This is a genomic window from Lysobacter sp. Root667 (genome assembly GCF_001427715.1).
Lineage (GTDB): Bacteria > Pseudomonadota > Gammaproteobacteria > Xanthomonadales > Xanthomonadaceae > Lysobacter.
The window spans coordinates 18,463-34,756 of sequence record NZ_LMHF01000015.1 but is presented as its reverse complement, the minus strand read 5'-3'; the positions used below and the strand labels follow the sequence as shown (position 1 = coordinate 34,756).

The following is a 16,294-nucleotide window of genomic DNA, read 5'->3' as shown; positions in this document are numbered from 1 at the left end:
TAGGAGCGGCGTAAGCCGCGACCCGTGGCTACGGCTACCGCGCGGTCGCGGCTTACGCCGCTCCTACCCCAGAGCGGGGTCGGCCGGCGTATGCTGAGGACGGACCCGACTGGCCCACCGAGGCCGAAGGATCGCGACGATGAAGGTCGTCTACGAAGCCGCCAATCTGATCGACGCCCACCTGGTGCGGCACGCCCTGGAAGCCGACGAAATCCCGGTCTTCCTCAAGGGCGAGGCCCTGCTGGGCGGCATGGGCGAGTTGCCCTTGTTCGGCATGGTCCAGGTCTGCGTCCCCGAGGCGGCCTGGCCGCAGGCGCGCGACATCGTCGAGCAGTTGTCCCTGGGCGAGCCCTTGCAGGCCGCGCAGGACGACGAGCCTGATCTTGATGGGACCGGTTCTGGCGAGCCCGGCCCCGACGCGATCGGCTGGCTGCCGGCCTGAGCCGACAGGCACGGGTTCTCCCCTAAGTTTCCCGATGTCGCCCGGGCACGCGCCGCGCGGCGCCGGCTTCCCTTCGTTCTTGTTCAGCAGGACCCGCATGCAATCGATTCAAGCCCTGATCCGCGATGTCGCCGATTTCCCCAAGCCCGGGATCGTGTTCCGCGACGTCACCCCGCTGCTCGCCGACGCCGGCGGCTTCGCGCGTTGCATCGACGCGCTGGCCGAGCCCTGGCAGGGCAGTCAGGTGCAGGCGGTGTGCGGGATCGAGTCGCGCGGCTTCATCTTCGGCGCGGCGCTGGCGCAGAAGCTGCACGCCGGCTTCGTGCCGCTGCGCAAGCCGGGCAAGCTGCCGCCGCCGCTGGTGTCGGTGGACTACCAGCTCGAATACGGCAGCGACCGCCTGCAGGCGCGCAGCGACGCACTCAAGCCCGGCGAACGCACGTTGATCGTCGACGACGTGCTGGCGACGGGTGGGACCCTGGAAGCGGCGCGGACCCTGGTCGAGCGTCTGGGCGGGGAACTGGTGGGTGCGAGCGTGTTGATCGAACTGGCGGGCCTGGGCGGTCGCGCGCGCTGGCAGGGGCCGGCGCGCCTGCATGCTTTGCTGAGTTATTGAGTTCGCATCAACCGGGGCAACGCCTATCAGGCGATGCCCCGATATCCGCGCGGCTCCCTCTCCCGCTAGCGGGAGAGGGCTAGGGTGAGGGCCGCACCGATGGCAGGAGCGCCCGCAACCCTCAAGGCTGCCCGCAGCGGTACTTGTCCACGCTCACGAAACCGTTGCTCTGGCCGATCTCGTGGTCGTAGCAGCCCTGGCTGCCGAAACGCTGGTGACGCTGCGTGGAATGACCCACCGCGTGGCGCTGATCGCGCGGCACGCCGTAGTTCCAGCCGGCCTCGCCGTCGAAGCGATTGCGCTTGACCTGGGCGAGCGGCGCCGCGCCCGGCGCCGGCGTCTGCAGGGCGTTGGCGTCGTCGTAGATGTTGAGCCGGGTGGTCACCCGATAGTGATCCTCGACCGGTTCGAAGCTGAGCAGGCCGTCGAAGCCGAAACTCTGCGAGTTCACCGCCACCGAGGGCAGGCCGCCGCCGATGCGGGTCACGGTCTCGGTGTCGTCCCAATCGCCCTTGACGCCGTCGTGGAACTCGCCTTCGTCCCAGTGGTGCAGATTGCGGTTGCCGACGATGCGGTCGACGTGGGTGATCACGCGGCCCTGCGAGGTCTCCAGCCAGCCGCTCGCGCGCAGGCGATGGCCGCCGCGGGTGTCGACCTGGAAGCTGCCTGCGGACGGACTGCTGTAGGCCGGATCGTTGGCCAGCGTGCCGAGCTCGTAGCTGAGCAGGCCGCCGCGGGTGCTGGCGCGATGCGGATCGCGCCAGAACTGCAGGTTCGGTTGCAGGGTCCAGCCCGAGGCGCCGTCGGGCAGGTTGGCGACGCGGAAGCGCACCTCGTGCGGGCGGCCGTCGTTGACCAGGCCGATGTAGGGCGTGAGGTCGTAGCGGATCGGTTCGATGTTGAACGCGCGCGGCGCCGGCATCACGTACCACAGGAAGGGGTTGGACCAGCCGCCGGTGTAGATGTGCGGATAGGGCATGGCGATGCCGGCGACGCGGCCGTCGATCAGCACCTGCACTTCGCGATAGGGGCCGTTCTGCGCTGGGCAGGAGTAGTTGGCCTGCGGCGGCGCGGTGAAGTACCAGAACTCCTCGCAGCCCCCGCCGGAACCGGTGGCGTAGACCTCGGCGATCCAGCGCTGCGCGTTCGCGGGCAGGGTGGTGTCGCCGACCAGGTCGGCGCCGTCGCGGCGTTCGCCGGCCAGCGCTGCGACGCTGTCGGCGGCGGGGGTCGGCGGATGGCGGCGGTCGGCGTTGTAGAAGGTCAGCCGCGCCTTGATGTGGATCACGCCGGTGTAGGTCTCGTTGACCACGTTGCCCAGGTACATGCGCACTTCCTGCGGCGACTTGAGCAGGCTGGCGTAAGCGCTGAGGTCTTTCTCGACATGCCACTGGATGCCCTCGCGCGAGGGCTCCGGCGTGCTGGTCGAGAACACCGTCATGCCGCCGATCTGCAGGTAGCCCAGGCGATCGTACTGCACGCCCTTGACCGCGCCGTCCATCTCCAGCACGACCTTGTTCCAGGGCCCGGGGCAGGCGGCCGGCGCTGCGATCCGGCCGTAATGCCAGTCGAAGTCGGCGAAGCTGGTGTCGAGGATCTCGACCGTGCAGCTGGCGGTCGGCGGACGCGCGACCGCGGGGTCGGCGGTGCGCGGGTCGTCCCAGTCGCTGCCGAATTCGTCGGCGGCCAGGGCCGGCGCGGCGCTCAGCAGCAGGCCGGTCGAAAACAGGGTGGAGGCGCACCAGGCGCGCAGGCTCGCGTTCGCGTGCATATCGGTTCGGTTCCTTCGGTGGCGGGGTGTCCGCGCTGCGGTCGCGATGCCGCGATGCGGCATCCCCCTGCGGACCGGGCGGTGCCTTGCGAGCATCCTGCTATCGCGTCGCAAGGACAGCGAACGCGGTCGCGGTTCCTGCGCCGGGCCGGCCGGCTTGCGTGCGGTGGTCGGCGGAAACCGCCTTCGCGCACGGCCGCCGCAGCCCTGCCGAACCCTTGAAACAGCGGGCTGCGCGCCGCATTTCTGTGGCACGGATCTCCCCCGTCACGAACAGGAGTCGGACATGCTGGGTATCGGCGCCAACAAACAACGTCTGCCGCAACCGCAGGACGCGCTGCCGGGTCGCGCGGACCCGATGCCGCTGCACGACGTCCACTTTGTCCACGGCCGTCCGCTGCGCGGCGGTCCCGACGCGTTCGCCGGCCTGGCCCAGGTCCAGTTCGGCATGGGCTGCTTCTGGGGCGCGGAGCGCAAGTTCTGGTCGCTGCCGGGCGTGGTCACCACCGCGGTGGGCTATTCCGGCGGCTACACGCCCAACCCGAGCTACCGCGAAGTCTGCAGCGGCCAGACCGGCCACACCGAAGCGGTGCTGGTGGTCTACGACCCGGCCGTGGTGTCGTTCGATGCGCTGCTGCAGACCTTCTGGGAAAGCCACGACCCGACCCAGGGCATGCGCCAGGGCAACGACGTCGGCACCCAGTACCGTTCGGCGATCTATTGCAGCGACGAGGCCCAGTACCGCGCCGCCCTGGCCAGCCGCGATGCGTTCCAGGCGCGCCTGGGCGAGGCCGGCTACGGCGAGATCAGCACCGAGATCGTGTTTCCGGCGCCGACCTTCTACTACGCCGAGGACGAGCACCAGCAGTACCTGGCGAAGAACCCGATGGGTTACTGCGGGCTGGGCGGCACCGGGGTCAGCTGCCCGATCGGCGTGGGCGCCTGAGCGCCCGTCTGCGCGCGCTTGCGCCGATGCGGCGCAGGCTCGGCGCCGCGCTCACATGCGCTTGATCGAGCACACGTAAACCACTTCGCAGGCGCCGCCGCCGCTGTCGCTGCGCGTGGTCGAGCTGCGCCATTTCCAGCCGTCCGGCGCCTGCGCCTCGACCAGCCAACCGTCGATGCGCACGCGCTCGCCTTCATGCACCGACTTCAGCGCTGCGGCGACCGTATCGTCGGCAGGAATCATGTGCATGTTGGCGCTGGAGCGCACGATCTCCTCGGGCGGCAGCGGCGGCGCGTTCTCCCAGCGATAGCGATAGAAGCGGCCGCTCTGGCTGATCGACAGCCGCGACAGCACCGCGTCGTCGCGCATGCGACCCCAGCCCAAGGCCAGGTCGGTCGGCGACAGCTCGGCCTCGCGGCCGCTGCGGTAGTCCTCGCGCCCCAGCACGCGCGCGTCGACGCTGAAGCCCGCCAGCGGCGTCAGGGTCGCGGCCTGCAAGCGGAACGGCGCCAGCGACGAAGGCGCGGAGGTCTGCAGCGGTTCGTTTCCGGACGATACCGACGGCGGCAATTGGCAACGGTTGCTCGCGCCCTCGGCGGCGGCCGGCGCGGCGCCGTGCGGCGACGCGGTCCACCAGCCGATCGCGCCCACGACGGCCAGCAGCACCAGCCATCCACGCAAGCTCATGCGCGTTCTCCGCGCCGGCGCGGCTTCGGCGGCGCCGGCGGTCTGGGCGGTTGCAGCAGCGCCTGCGGCAGCTTGCGCAGTTCCACCGCCAGTTCGCTGAGGAAGTCCGACATCGCCGAGCTGCGCCGCCACAGCATGCCGATCTGGCGGTGCGGCGCTTCGCCGTTGAAACGCAGCAGGTGGATGTCGGGCGAGGGCGGCACCGGCGGCTGCACCGCCAGCATCGGCAGCAAGGTGATGCCGACGCCCGCGGCGACCATCTGGCGCAGCGTTTCCAGGCTGGTCGCGCGGAAACCGTCGCGCTCGTCCGCGCCGGACAGGCGACAGACGTCGAGCGCCTGTTCGCGCAGGCAATGGCCTTCTTCGAGCAACAGCAGGTGCTGGTCGTCGAGATCGTGCAGGTCGAGCGAATCGCGCCCGGCCATCGCGTGCTGCTGCGGCACGGCCAACAGGAAAGGTTCGTCGAACAGCGGCTCGACGTGCAGCTGGTCGTCGTGGATCGGCAGCGCGAGCAGGCCGGCGTCGAGGCGACCGTCGCGCAGGCGCGCCAGGATCTGATCGGTCTTTTCCTCTACCAGCAGCAGTTCCAGGCGCGGGAAGCGCTTGCGCAGGCCCGGCACCACGTGCGGCAGCAGGTACGGGCCCAGGGTCGGGAACAGGCCCAGGCGCACGGTACCGGCTTCCGGGTCCTGGCTGCGGCGCGCGATCTCGCTCATCTGCTCGACGTCGGCGATGACCTTGCGCGCGCGATCGGCGATGTCGCGGCCGACCGGGGTCAGCATCACCCGCCGCGGCGCGCGCTCGACCAGGGACACGCCCAGCTCGTCTTCGAGCTTCTTGATCTGGGTCGACAGGGTCGGCTGGCTGACGAAGCTGGCGGCGGCGGCGCGGCCGAAGTGCTTGTGATCGGCGAGCGCGACCAGATATTTGAGATCACGGAGGTTCATGGCGCGACACCGGGCTTAAAGGTTCAGAACGAATGTTCATTGAGGTAGGCTATCGCCATCATAGGAACAATTCATTTCTGTAATCAAATGCTGTCCTGCAACATAGCGTCATCGGATGCGGTCCGCGGCATCCAACCCCCTTTGCTACCCCTTCCCATCCGTTAATCAAGGAGTTGTCCGCATGCTTTCCATCGGCGAAAAGTTCCCGAAATTCAAGGTCAAGGCCACCGTCGGCATCGAGAGCCTCGACAGCGCCTTTGCCGACATCGACAACGACACCTACAAGGGCAAGTGGCTGCTGGTGTTCTTCTATCCGAAGGACTTCACCTTCGTCTGCCCGACCGAGATCAAGGGCTTCGGCGACCTGAACCAGCAGTTCCTGGACCGCGATTGCCAGGTGCTGGCCGCTTCCACCGACAGCGAGTTCGTGCACCTGGCGTGGCGCAAGGACCACAAGGACCTGCGCGACCTGCCGTTCCCCATGCTGGCCGACATCAAGAAGGACCTGACCTCGGCGCTGGGCATCCTCAGCGAAGACGGCGTGGCCCAGCGCGCAACCTTCCTGGTCGATCCGGAAGGCATCATCCGCTTCGTCTACGTCACCGACGGTTCGGTCGGCCGCAACCCGCAGGAAGTCCTGCGCGTGCTCGACGCGCTGCAGACCGACGAACTGTGCCCCTGCAACTGGAACTCGGGCGACAACACGCTGAAGGTCGCCTGATCCGTCAGTCGGATCGGTAAGCCAGGCCGCGGATCTCCGTGGGTCGCGGCCGGCTGCGAACCCAGCGTCTACGTCCGGTTTCACCTGCGCCGCCCGCCACGCGGTCGGCGCAGATCTTTTCAGGCACGCCCCGCACGTGGGCCGGCTTCATCCCCGGCTCTCCCCTCCCTCCCGTGCGGGATGCCCGCAGCCGGGGTTCGCCCCGGCTGTTTTTATCGCAGCGCCGCAGCGCGCAGGCCGCGTTTCGCGGCGCCACGACCGTTACGCCGCCGCAAGGCGTCCGCCAGCCGCAGGCCCCGCGCCGCACGCCAGCCAGCGCCGCCGCCGCGCGACGGTTTCCCTCGTCCATGCAGTACCCAGGAGCACCCCGATGAGCCTTTCCGATCTTCGCAACTCGCTGCCCGACTACGCCAAGGACCTCAAGCTCAATCTCGACAGCGTGTTGAGCGAGCCCGGTGCGCAGGGCCTGGACGGCAAGCAGATCCGCGCCATCGCCCTGGCTTCGGCGATCGCCTCGCGCTACAAGCCGCTGGTCGCCGCGATCGAAACCTTCGCCGCCGAGCAGCTGTCGGCCGAAGAGCTCGACGGCGCCCGCGCCGCGGCCGCGATCATGGCCATGAACAACATCTACTACCGCGCCACCCACCTGATCCAGAACGAGGAGTACGGCCAGTTGCGCGCCGGTCTGCGCATGAACGTCATGGCCAACCCGGGCATCGACAAGATGTCGTTCGAACTGGCGTCGCTGGCGGTGTCGGCGATCAACGGCTGCGGCGCCTGCATGGACTCGCACGAGCGCGTGCTGCGTAAGCACGAAATCAGCGCGCAAGCTGTGCAAAGTTCGTTGAAGATCAGTGCCGTGGTCCACGCCGTGGCGGTGACTCTGGAGCAGAGCGCGGCCTGATCGGCGCCGGCGCGTACGGCCCCGAACGGTCGCGCGCGTGGTGATACTCCCGACGGCCGGCCCTGCGCCGGCACGTCGTTTTTGTGCCGGCGGATGCGGGCGGCGGCCCGCGCTCGCGTAGGATGTGCGGCTGAATTCGCCGGGCGCGGAGCGCCTGGCGCAGGGCCGCCCGGAAAGGACACCGCCGATGAACCGCATCGATCTGCTGCTGCGCGAAGCCAGGACCCGTCTCGACGACGGCGCCGAGGCCGAGCTGCTGCTCGCGCATGCGCTGGGGCAGCCGCGCAGCTGGCTGTTCGCGCACGGCGACGACGTGATCGCCGAAGACCTGGCGCGCCGCTACCGCACCTTGATCGCGCGCCGCGCCGACGGCGAGCCGGTCGCGTATCTGCTGGGCCAGCGCGGCTTCTGGAGCTTCGACCTGCGCGTCACCCCCGCGACCCTGATCCCGCGCCCGGAAACCGAATTGCTGGTCGAACTGGCCCTGGCGCGGCTGTCCGCGGGCCGGGTCGCGCGCATCGCCGACCTCGGCACCGGCAGCGGCGCGATCGCGCTGGCGCTGGCGCGCGAACGCCCGGCCGCGCGCGTGATCGCCACCGACGCCAGCGACGCGGCGCTCGGCGTGGCCGCCGACAACGCGCTGGCGCTGGCGCTGGGCAACGTCGAGTTCCGCAACGGCGACTGGTACGCGCCGCTGGAAGGCGAGCGCTACGACCTGATCGTCAGCAACCCGCCCTACATCTCCGAAGACGACGCCCACCTCGAGCAGGGCGACCTGCGCCACGAGCCGCGCACCGCCCTGGCCTCGGGCGCCGACGGCCTGGACGCGATCCGCGCGCTCGCCGCCGGCGCGCTCGCGCACCTGCAGCGCGGCGGTTGGTTGCTGATCGAGCACGGCTGGCAGCAAGGCATGGCGGTGCGCGGCCTGCTGCGCGACGCCGGCCTGGTCGAAGTGGCGACCGAGCGCGACCTCGAAGGCCGTGATCGCGTGACCCTGGGGCGCGCGCCGGCCGACTAGCGGCCGCGTTCGCGTCCGCCGCATCGCATCGCGGCGGCGTTCCCCGTTCGTTTCGGCGCCGACGTGCCGCACGGCCGCAGCCGCGGCTTCGCCCGCGCGCCGCGCCTCGGTAGACTCGGCGCATTCCGTCAGCGAGATTCCGCGATGCGCACGCTCTATCCCGAGATCGAACCCTACGAGACCGGCACGCTCCGGGTCGACGACCGCCACATTCTCTATTACGAACAGTGCGGCAACCCCAAGGGCAAGCCGGTGGTGCTGCTGCACGGCGGCCCCGGCGCCGGCTGCAGCCCGAAGATGCGCCGCTTCCACGACCCGGCCAAGTACCGCATCGTCCTGTTCGACCAGCGCGGCAGCGGCCGTTCGACGCCGCACGCGGACCTGGTCGACAACGGCACCTGGGAACTGGTCGCCGACATCGAGCGCCTGCGCACGCAGTTGGGCATCGAACGCTGGCAGGTGTTCGGCGGTTCCTGGGGTTCGACCCTGGCCCTGGCCTACGCCCAGACCCACCCGCAGCGCGTGACCGAGCTGGTGCTGCGCGGCATCTTCATGCTGCGGCGCTGGGAGCTGGAATGGTTCTACCAGGAAGGCGCCTCGCGCCTGTTCCCGGATGCGTGGCAGCACTACCTGGCGGCGATCCCACCGGTCGAACGCCACGACCTGATCAGCGCCTACCACCGCCGCCTCACCAGCGACGACGAGTCCGTGCGCCTGGCCGCCGCGCGCGCCTGGAGCGTCTGGGAGGGCGCGACCAGCTTCCTGCACGTGGACGAGGATTTCGTCAGCGGCCACGAGGACGCCGCGTTCGCGCTGGCGTTCGCGCGCATCGAGAACCATTACTTCGTCAACGGCGGCTTCTTCGAGGTCGAGGACCAGCTGCTGCGCGACGCCCACCGCCTGGCCGGCATCCCGGGCACCATCGTCCACGGCCGCTACGACGTGGTCTGCCCGCTGCAGAACGCCTGGGACCTCAAGCAGGTCTGGCCCGCGGCCGAACTGAGCATCACCCCGGCTTCCGGCCACTCCGCCTTCGAGCCCGAGAACGTCGACGCACTGGTGCGCGCGACCGATCGTTACGCCGTCGCCTGACGCGGCTGCGGCGACCGCGCCGCACGACGGCCGGCAGCTCGCAGCTGCCGGCCGTTTTTGTTTTCGTTTCCGTATCGCCGCAAGTGCGGCGAGCGCGGCCTCGGCGGCGTGCTCACGTCGGCAGGTTTTCCATGCGAATGGCGTGTGCGGTGTGCTTGCAGACGCCGGCGTCGGCGCTGCATGCGTCCAACGTGCTGCGGCGCCGGAGTGCGGCGTGAACTCGAACGGCCCGCCAGCGCAAACGGCCGGCGGCCCCGCCTCAATCCGCGCGCGAGCCGTCCGGGTTGTGCTCGATCATCCACAGCCCGGCCCAGAGCTTGAGATCGAGCTCGTAGCCTTCGGCGTGCTTGCGCATCAGCCACGCCGGGGCGTCGCTGCGCTCGACTTCGTGGACCACGATGTCCTCGCCGTCGACGCCGCCGCCGTCGCCGACCCGGCTCAGCTGGCGGGCGCGCACGAAGGCGATGCGTTCGCTGCTCATGCCCGACGAGGTCGGGCCGGTCAGCAGCACGTCGACGCGTCCGGCCTGCCAGCCGGTTTCCTCGATCAGCTCGCGGCGCGCGGCGCTTTCCAGGGTGTCGGCGGCGTGATCGTCGCCGACCAGGCCGGCCGGCATTTCGATGGTGCGTGCGTTCAAGGGCACCCGGAACTGCTCGACGAACAGCACTTTGTCTTCCGGCGTGACCGCGACGATGATCACCGCCATGCCGTTGCCGTGGGTGCGCTCGGCGTATTCCCAACGGCCGCGGCGCATCATCCGCAGCCACTGGCCGTCGTACAGGGTTTCGACTGTTTCGTTCATCGCGGCTTCGATCATGGCGCGTCCGGGCGTTCGTTCGTCCGATGCTACGACGGAAGCGATGACGTCGCGAAGTCCAGGCCGGCGGCTTCGTGCAGGCGGCGCCGGGTCATGGGGCCGAAACGCAAGGATTCGCACAGGGCCAGCAGCTCCGGCGCCAGACCGCGGCCGCGCTGGAACGCGGCGATGCCGTCGCCCAGCGGCGCGTCCAGGGCGATGGTGGTCAGGCGCCGGCACAACAGCGCCTGTTCGCGGTGTTCGCGCAGGCGCGCGGCCGCGCTGGCGGCGCCGCGCACGCGCAGGAACGGCACTTCCTCGACCCGCGCCAGCAAGGCGTCCAGGGTGCCGAAGTGGTTCAACAGCGCGGCCGCGGTTTTTGCGCCGATGCCGGGCACACCGGGGATGTTGTCGACCGCATCGCCGGTCAGGGCCAGGTAGTCGGCGATCTGGCGCGCTTCCACGCCGTGCCGCGCCGGCACTCCGGCCGCGTTCCAGCGCTGGCCGCGGGCGTAGTCCCACTGTTCGTCGGCCTCGTCCAGCAACTGCGACAGGTCCTTGTCGGCCGAGACGATCACGCCGCGGTAGCCCTGCAGACGCATCGTCGCCAGGGCGGTGCCGATCAGGTCGTCGGCCTCGTACTCGCTGTGGGCGAGCACCGGCAGGCCGAGCGCGCGGCACAGCGACTTGCAGTGCTCGAACTGGCGCTTGAGTTCCTGCGGCGCAGGATCGCGGTTGGCCTTGTAGGCCGGGTAGATGGCGTTGCGGAAGCACGAGTCCAGGGCTTCGTCGAAGGCGATCGCGATGTGGCGCGGGCGTTCGCGTTCGATCAGTTCGGCCAGGAAGCGGGCGAAGCCGTGTACCGCGTTGGTCGGCCAGCCTTCGGCGTCCTCGAATTCGTTGGGCATCGAGTGCCAGGCGCGGAACACGTAGAGGCTGGCGTCGACCAGGTACAGCGGCGGGCGCGCGGCGCTCATGCCGGAGTCCAGGCAGAGAGCAGGGCGAGCGGGTCGGGGCGTTCGCGCTCGGGCACGTCGAGCTTGGGGGTGCCGATATGGATGAAGCCGGCCACGCGCTCGTCCGCGCCCAGGCCGAACCAGTCCGCGACCTGCGGATCGTAGGCCGGCCAGCCGGTCAGCCAGACCGCGCCGAAGCCCAGCGCCTGCGCGGCCTGGAGCAGGGCGAAGCAGACGCAGCCGGCGGTGAGCAGGCGCTCCTGCTCGGGGATCTTCTCGTCCGGGCCCAGGCGCGCGACCACCACCACTATTAAAGGAGCGTGCGAAAAGCGGCCGCGGTCCTTCTCGACCGCGGCGTCGCCGGCGTCGGGGTCGCGTTCCTGGCCGCGCGCGGCCAGGCGCTCGCCGAGCGCATGGCGGGCGTCGCCGCGGATGCTGAGAAAGCGGAACGGCACGCGCTTGCCGTGGTCCGGCACCCGTACCGCCGAACGCAGCATGCGCTCCAGCTGGCGCTCATCCGGGCCCGGTTCGGTCAGCTGCTTGGCCGGCACCGAGCGGCGAGTGTCCAAAGCCGCTAACGCTTTTTCGGTTTCAGGGAGGAAGTTGGGATCGATTCGGGACATTAGTCACAAAAGCCTATTTTGTGTGTGCATTCGCTGTCGTATCTTGCCACTATGCTGTTGCCAACTGCCTAAAAACGGCAGGTTCGGTCCACACGGTCCAAAGCGTCCAAAGCACGATTCAAGCCCATCCGGGAACAGGGGAACACGCAGTGTCCGGTCACCTGCACGGCGTAGCTCAAGGCACGCGTACCGATCCCTTGCGCATGCTCGAGGAGATCAAGCGCCTGGCGTTGGAGCATCTGGGCGGCCTGCCCGGAACCCTGTACGGCCCGATCGAGGACGCCATGAAGGTGGACTCGCTGAAGGGCGACGGCAAGAACCATCAATACGAAGAACAAGCCGCATTGTGGGTACTGCGGCAGCATCAGGCTACCCATGTGATGGCGTTCCGCCAGCAGGTGGCCAAGGGCTTCGACGAATTCCGCGCCCTGCGCATCCGCAGCGGCGGCGAAGTGCCGATGCGGCTGGTGGACGAGAACCAGCTCGAGTTCGACCTGGCCGGCGAGCGCCTGACCGAGTCCCTGTGCGGCCGCTACGCGCGCCCGCTGGACATGGTGCAGGGCCGCCTGCTCGCGGTCTCCGAGGCCATGCACCTGGCACCCGGCCCGAATCCGATCGGCCCGCAGCGCCTGGTCGCGGCCTTCGTCGAGACCTTCGTCGACGCGCAGCTGCCCGAGCCGCTGCGCGCACGCCTGTTCCGCCAGTACGAATACGAGCTGGCGCGCCTGCTGGGCGACCTGTACGGCCGGGTCAACACCCTGCTGTCGAGCAACGGCTACGGGGTCGGGATGGGTCCGAGCCTGAGTCCGAAGCCGCCGCGCGAGACGGTCCGCGAACGCGGCTACGGCGACTTCGATCCGAATCACGGCACGGGCTTTGGGGAGCCTGCGCCGAGCGCCAACGCGTACGGCGCGTATGGCGGCGCGTCCCCCGGTTCCGCGCCGAACGGCGGCCATGCCGCCCAACACGAACCCCAACGTCCGCCGATGTCGCCCAGCGATATTGCGGCCATGGCCAGTGAGCTCGCCGATTTGCGCAGTCAATTGCATGCCTGGCGCGAAGGACTGATGCGGTCCGACGCCGTCCCCCACGCCCATGCCCCGCAACGCACGATGGCCCCGCGCCGCGAGCTGCGCATCGACGAAGTCGTCAGCGTCGCCTCGCTGCTGCAAGCCGAACCGCCGGACGCGTTCGCGCGCGCCCTGGCCGTGTCCGGGCGCCTGGGCGAGAGCATCCGCGACCATCTGCACGACGGTGCGCGGCGGCTCGGCCTGAATCCCGACCAGACCTGCTTCAGCGCCGAAGAGGACGACGCGATCGACCTGGTCGCGCTGCTGTTCGATTCGCTGTTCCGCAACCACGCCCTGCAGGACCGCGCGCGCCGCTTGTATGCGCGCCTGGTGCTGCCTTACGTCAAGGTCGCACTGACCGACAACGAAGTGTTCGTGAAGCGCGAACACCCGGCGCGCCGTCTGCTCGATGCCATCACCGAAGCCTGCGAAGGCAACGACGGCGAGACCCCGCAGGACCGCGAGCTGTTGGACCGCGCCACCGAGATCTCGCAGCGGATCGTCGCCGACTACAACGAAGACGTGGCCGTGTTCGAAATGGCCCACGCCGAACTCGACGCAATGCTGTCGCAGCAGCGGCGCCGGGTCGAGCTGCAGGAGCAGCGCGCGGCCAAGGCCACCTATGGCCGCGAGCGCCTCGGCGCGGCGCGCAGCCAGGCAGACAGCGCCCTGCGCGAGCGTCTGGCCGAGCCGCCGCTGACCCAGGCCGTGGCCGATTTCCTGGCCATGCCCTGGCGCCATCATCTGGTCCAGACCCTGCTGCGCGAAGGCGGCGAAGCGCGCCGCGACGAAGCCCTGTCGCTGGGCGACGCCCTGATCGAAGCCGACCGCCTGGCCGCCGAGCAGCGCGGCCGCGAACTGGCCGATCGCCTGATCGCGCTGCAACCGCTGATCGTGCAGTGCCTGGCCAGCTCCGGCCTGGACGACAGCGCCGCCCAGCACGGCATGGCCGGGCTGGTGCGGGCCCTGGCGACGCCGGATTCGGCGCGCCGCACGCGCCCGGCCTCGCCGCTGCCCGCGGCCGAGGACGAAGCCGTCGAGGAAACCCGTCGCTACCTGCCGCCGGGCAAGGACGTATCCCAGCACGATCCGGTGCTGGCCGAGCGCATGCGCGGCCTGGATCCGGGCGACTGGCTGCGCCTGACCGACCTGCAGGGCGAGCAGATCGCGGCCAAGGTGGCCTGGGTCAGCCCGCTGACCTCGCGCTACCTGCTGGTCAACCGCCGCGGCCTGCGCGTGTTCGCGGCCTCGCCGGAAGAACTGGCGATCCTGGCCGGCGAAGGCCGGCTCAGCATTGGTGCCGAGCGCAACGCCTTCGACGAGGCCATGCGTCAGGTCCGCCGCCATCTGGATCGCGCGGTCGGCCATCGGTAAAGGCTGGGAACTGGTAAAAGCAGGAAGTAGTAACGAGTGGGATGCCGGCTGCTGGGTTTCCGGGGCCGGTTGGTGGCTGGCTGGCGCTCTCACTNTCGCGCGGTCGGCCATCGGTAAAGGCTGGGAACTGGTAAAAGCAGGAAGTAGTAACGAGTGGGATGCCGGCTGCTGGGTTTCCGGGGCCGGTTGGTGGCTGGCTGGCTGGCGTTCTCACTGCTTTCCGATTCCTCTTCTGCTCGTCCCTGTAAGAGGGGACTCCCGCCGTCGCCAGCCGTACTCCGTTCTTACTGGTTCCTGCCCCCACTAGTTCCTGCGTCAGGTCCACCGCCATCTGGGTCGCGCGGTCGGCCATCGGTAAAGGCTGGGAACTGGTAAAAGCAGGAAGTAGTAACGAGTGGGATGCCGGCTGCTGGGTTTCCGGGGCCGGTTGGTGGNGGTAAAGGCTGGGAACTGGTAAAAGCAGGAAGTAGTAACGAGTGGGATGCCGGCTGCTGGGTTTCCGGGGCCGGTTGGTGGCTGGCTGGCGCTCTCACTGCTTTCCGATTCCTCCTCTGCTCGTCCCTGTAAGAGGGGACTCCCGCCGTCGCCAGCCGGACCCCGCTCTTACTCGTTCCTGCCCACTAGTTCCTGCGTCAGGTCCGCCGCCTACTGGATCGCGCGGTCGGCCATGGGTAAAGGCTGGGAACTGGTAAAAGCAGGAAGTAGTAACGAGTGGGATGCCGGCTGCTGGGTTTCCGGGGCCGGTTGGTGGCTGGCTGGCGCTCTCACTGCTTTCCGATTCCTCCTCTGCTCGTCCCTGTAAGAGGGGACTCCCGCCGTCGCCAGCCGTACCCCGCTCTTACTCGTTCCTGCNGGTTTCCGGGGCCGGTTGGTGGCTGGCTGGCGCTCTCACTGCTTTCCGATTCCTCCTCTGCTCGTCCCTGTAAGAGGGGACTCCCGCCGTCGCCAGCCGTACTCCGTTCTTACTCGTTCCTGCCCCACTAGTTCCTGCGTCAGGGGGGGGGGGGACTCCCGCCGTCGCCAGCCGTACTCCGCTCTTACTCGTTCCTGCCCCCACTAGTTCCTGCGTCAGGGGGGGACTCCCGCCGTCGCCAGCCGTACCCCGCTCTTACTCGTTCCTGCCCCACTAGTTCCTAGCCTTATTCGGCTACGATGCGGCGAGACACCCATTACCGGGCATGGAGCGAAGCATGGCGGGCATCAGCATAGGCGTTGCGAGCGAAACCGCGGCGGGCGAACGGCGCGTCGCGCTGACCCCGGAAACCTGCAAGAAGCTCGTCGCGCGCGGTGCGCGCGTGCGCGTGCAACGCGGGGCCGGTCGTGCCGCCAGCTTCGGCGACGAGGCCTACGTCCAGGCCGGCGCCGAACTCGCCGACGATGCCGCCGCCGCGCTCAACGACGCCGATTTGGTGCTGTGCGTGCAACCGCCCGACGCCGCGACCCTGGGGCGCCTGCGCGAAGGCGCGGTGCTGGTCGGCTCGCTCGCGCCGCAGGCCGATGCCGCGCGCGGCGAAGCGATCAGCACGCGCGGACTGATCGCGTTCCCGCTGGAACGCCTGCCGCGCACCACCCGCGCCCAGGCCATGGACGTGCTCAGCTCGCAGGCCGGCATGGCCGGTTACAAGGCGGTGCTGATCGCCGCGCAACTGGCGCCGCGCTTCTTCCCAATGCTGACCACCGCCGCCGGCACCATCCGCCCGTCCAAGGTGCTGATCGTCGGCGCCGGCGTTGCCGGCCTGCAGGCGGTCGCTACCGCCAAGCGCCTGGGCGCGCAGGTCGAAGGTTTCGACGTCCGTCCCGAGACGCGCGAGCAGATCGAATCCCTGGGCGGCAAGTTCCTCGACCTGGGCGTCAGCGCCGCGGGCGAGGGCGGCTACGCGCGCCAGCTCACCGAGGAGGAGCGCGCCGAACAGCAGCGCCGCCTCGGCGAACACCTGAAGAACATCGACGTGATCGTCTGCACCGCGGCCGTGCCCGGCCGTCCGGCGCCGAAGATCATCAGCGCCGCGATGGTCGCCGGCATGAAGCCCGGCAGCGTGCTGGTCGACCTGGCCGCCGAGACCGGCGGCAATTGCGAGCTCACCCGTCCCGGCGAAACCGTCGATGTCGACGGCGTGACCATCGCCGGCCCGCTCAATCTGGCCAGCAGCGGCGCCGTGCACGCCAGCGAGATGTACGCGCGCAACGTGTTCAACTTCGTCAGCCTGTTCGTCGACGGCGGCGAACTGAAGTTCGACTGGAACGACGAGCTGCTGGCCAAGACGGTGTGGCCGGAGCGGGCGGCCGCGGTGTGAATTCCGCGACTCCGGACCAGACCTCGTTCGAGGTTCG

General features: G+C 69.5%; 15 protein-coding genes. 9 read left to right on the top strand and 6 right to left on the bottom strand.

Annotation, left to right across the window (positions count from 1 at the left end; all coding sequences use genetic code 11):
- Positions 1 to 139 precede the first annotated feature (139 nt).
- Both ASD78_RS17860 and ASD78_RS17855 read left to right on the top strand, forming a co-directional pair.
- Complete coding sequence (locus ASD78_RS17860) at positions 140 to 442, top strand: DUF2007 domain-containing protein (RefSeq protein ID WP_082559548.1); 303 nt, start codon at positions 140 to 142, stop codon at positions 440 to 442.
- Between the two features lie 97 nt (positions 443 to 539).
- The gene (locus ASD78_RS17855; protein WP_055900910.1) at positions 540 to 1,058 is read left to right on the top strand and encodes an adenine phosphoribosyltransferase; all 519 of its coding nucleotides are present in this window, start codon (positions 540 to 542) and stop codon (positions 1,056 to 1,058) included.
- Positions 1,059 to 1,179: 121 nt separating this feature from the next.
- Here ASD78_RS17855 and ASD78_RS17850 read toward each other — a convergent pair whose 3' ends face one another.
- The gene (locus tag ASD78_RS17850) at positions 1,180 to 2,829 is read right to left on the bottom strand and encodes a peptide-N4-asparagine amidase (RefSeq protein WP_056103970.1); all 1,650 of its coding nucleotides are present in this window, start codon (positions 2,827 to 2,829) and stop codon (positions 1,180 to 1,182) included.
- 286 nt (positions 2,830 to 3,115) lie between these two features.
- Here ASD78_RS17850 and msrA point away from each other — a divergent pair, with 286 nt between their 5' ends.
- On the top strand, positions 3,116 to 3,775 hold the full coding sequence (msrA, locus tag ASD78_RS17845) for a peptide-methionine (S)-S-oxide reductase MsrA (protein ID WP_056103967.1): 660 nt from the start codon (positions 3,116 to 3,118) through the stop codon (positions 3,773 to 3,775).
- A 51-nt stretch (positions 3,776 to 3,826) separates the two neighbouring features.
- Here the strand turns inward: msrA and ASD78_RS17840 are convergent, their stop codons facing one another.
- Complete coding sequence (locus ASD78_RS17840; protein WP_056103964.1) at positions 3,827 to 4,462, bottom strand: hypothetical protein; 636 nt, start codon at positions 4,460 to 4,462, stop codon at positions 3,827 to 3,829.
- Positions 4,459 to 5,409 carry a LysR substrate-binding domain-containing protein gene (locus tag ASD78_RS17835; RefSeq protein WP_055900679.1) on the bottom strand — a complete coding sequence of 317 codons (951 nt, stop codon included), beginning with the start codon at positions 5,407 to 5,409 and terminating at the stop codon, positions 4,459 to 4,461. Before ASD78_RS17835 ends, ASD78_RS17840 begins: the two co-directional genes overlap by 4 nt.
- A gap of 181 nt (positions 5,410 to 5,590) precedes the next feature.
- On the opposite strand from ASD78_RS17835, the gene ASD78_RS17830 reads away from it, so the two are divergent.
- The 4 genes from ASD78_RS17830 (at position 5,591) to pip (ending at position 9,144) form a co-directional block, all read left to right on the top strand.
- Positions 5,591 to 6,130, top strand: a complete 540-nt coding sequence (locus tag ASD78_RS17830; RefSeq protein ID WP_055900689.1) for a peroxiredoxin — start codon at positions 5,591 to 5,593, stop codon at positions 6,128 to 6,130.
- A 370-nt stretch (positions 6,131 to 6,500) separates the two neighbouring features.
- Positions 6,501 to 7,034, top strand: coding sequence for a carboxymuconolactone decarboxylase family protein (locus ASD78_RS17825; RefSeq protein ID WP_055900692.1), 534 nt, complete (start codon positions 6,501 to 6,503; stop codon positions 7,032 to 7,034).
- A 187-nt stretch (positions 7,035 to 7,221) separates the two neighbouring features.
- On the top strand, positions 7,222 to 8,052 hold the full coding sequence (gene prmC, locus ASD78_RS17820; protein WP_055900695.1) for a peptide chain release factor N(5)-glutamine methyltransferase: 831 nt from the start codon (positions 7,222 to 7,224) through the stop codon (positions 8,050 to 8,052).
- A gap of 144 nt (positions 8,053 to 8,196) precedes the next feature.
- Positions 8,197 to 9,144: a prolyl aminopeptidase gene (gene pip, locus ASD78_RS17815; RefSeq protein WP_056103961.1), complete on the top strand. Its 948-nt coding sequence runs from the start codon at positions 8,197 to 8,199 to the stop codon at positions 9,142 to 9,144.
- 259 nt (positions 9,145 to 9,403) lie between these two features.
- Here pip and ASD78_RS17810 read toward each other — a convergent pair whose 3' ends face one another.
- Genes ASD78_RS17810 through ASD78_RS17800 form a run of 3 tightly spaced genes read right to left on the bottom strand, consistent with a single transcriptional unit; the run spans position 9,404 to position 11,519 of the window.
- A complete protein-coding gene (locus tag ASD78_RS17810) occupies positions 9,404 to 9,946 on the bottom strand; it encodes an NUDIX hydrolase (protein ID WP_056104252.1) in 543 nt (180 codons plus the stop codon).
- Positions 9,947 to 9,990: 44 nt separating this feature from the next.
- Positions 9,991 to 10,917, bottom strand: a complete 927-nt coding sequence (locus ASD78_RS17805; protein WP_056103958.1) for a 5'-3' exonuclease H3TH domain-containing protein — start codon at positions 10,915 to 10,917, stop codon at positions 9,991 to 9,993.
- Entirely contained in the window at positions 10,914 to 11,519 is a 606-nt protein-coding gene (locus tag ASD78_RS17800) for a nitroreductase (RefSeq protein ID WP_056103955.1), read from the bottom strand. Before ASD78_RS17800 ends, ASD78_RS17805 begins: the two co-directional genes overlap by 4 nt.
- Before the next feature lie 149 nt (positions 11,520 to 11,668).
- Between ASD78_RS17800 and ASD78_RS17795 the strand changes: the two genes are divergently transcribed.
- A complete protein-coding gene (locus ASD78_RS17795; protein WP_156087865.1) occupies positions 11,669 to 13,963 on the top strand; it encodes a DUF1631 family protein in 2,295 nt (764 codons plus the stop codon).
- A 1,190-nt stretch (positions 13,964 to 15,153) separates the two neighbouring features.
- Positions 15,154 to 16,257: an NAD(P) transhydrogenase subunit alpha gene (locus tag ASD78_RS17790; protein WP_056103949.1), complete on the top strand. Its 1,104-nt coding sequence runs from the start codon at positions 15,154 to 15,156 to the stop codon at positions 16,255 to 16,257.
- The last annotated feature ends 37 nt before the right edge of the window (positions 16,258 to 16,294 follow it).

Coding starts and splice junctions, on each gene's coding strand:
- ASD78_RS17860 (WP_082559548.1), top strand. CDS start 140: ATGAAGGTCGTCTACGAAGCCGCCAATCTGATCGACGCCCACCTGGTG.
- ASD78_RS17825 (WP_055900692.1), top strand. CDS start 6,501: ATGAGCCTTTCCGATCTTCGCAACTCGCTGCCCGACTACGCCAAGGAC.
- ASD78_RS17805 (WP_056103958.1), bottom strand. CDS start 10,917: ATGAGCGCCGCGCGCCCGCCGCTGTACCTGGTCGACGCCAGCCTCTAC.
- pip (WP_056103961.1), top strand. CDS start 8,197: ATGCGCACGCTCTATCCCGAGATCGAACCCTACGAGACCGGCACGCTC.
- ASD78_RS17850 (WP_056103970.1), bottom strand. CDS start 2,829: ATGCACGCGAACGCGAGCCTGCGCGCCTGGTGCGCCTCCACCCTGTTT.
- msrA (WP_056103967.1), top strand. CDS start 3,116: ATGCTGGGTATCGGCGCCAACAAACAACGTCTGCCGCAACCGCAGGAC.
- ASD78_RS17835 (WP_055900679.1), bottom strand. CDS start 5,409: ATGAACCTCCGTGATCTCAAATATCTGGTCGCGCTCGCCGATCACAAG.
- ASD78_RS17840 (WP_056103964.1), bottom strand. CDS start 4,462: ATGAGCTTGCGTGGATGGCTGGTGCTGCTGGCCGTCGTGGGCGCGATC.
- ASD78_RS17790 (WP_056103949.1), top strand. CDS start 15,154: ATGGCGGGCATCAGCATAGGCGTTGCGAGCGAAACCGCGGCGGGCGAA.
- ASD78_RS17800 (WP_056103955.1), bottom strand. CDS start 11,519: ATGTCCCGAATCGATCCCAACTTCCTCCCTGAAACCGAAAAAGCGTTA.
- ASD78_RS17855 (WP_055900910.1), top strand. CDS start 540: ATGCAATCGATTCAAGCCCTGATCCGCGATGTCGCCGATTTCCCCAAG.
- ASD78_RS17810 (WP_056104252.1), bottom strand. CDS start 9,946: ATGAACGAAACAGTCGAAACCCTGTACGACGGCCAGTGGCTGCGGATG.
- prmC (WP_055900695.1), top strand. CDS start 7,222: ATGAACCGCATCGATCTGCTGCTGCGCGAAGCCAGGACCCGTCTCGAC.
- ASD78_RS17830 (WP_055900689.1), top strand. CDS start 5,591: ATGCTTTCCATCGGCGAAAAGTTCCCGAAATTCAAGGTCAAGGCCACC.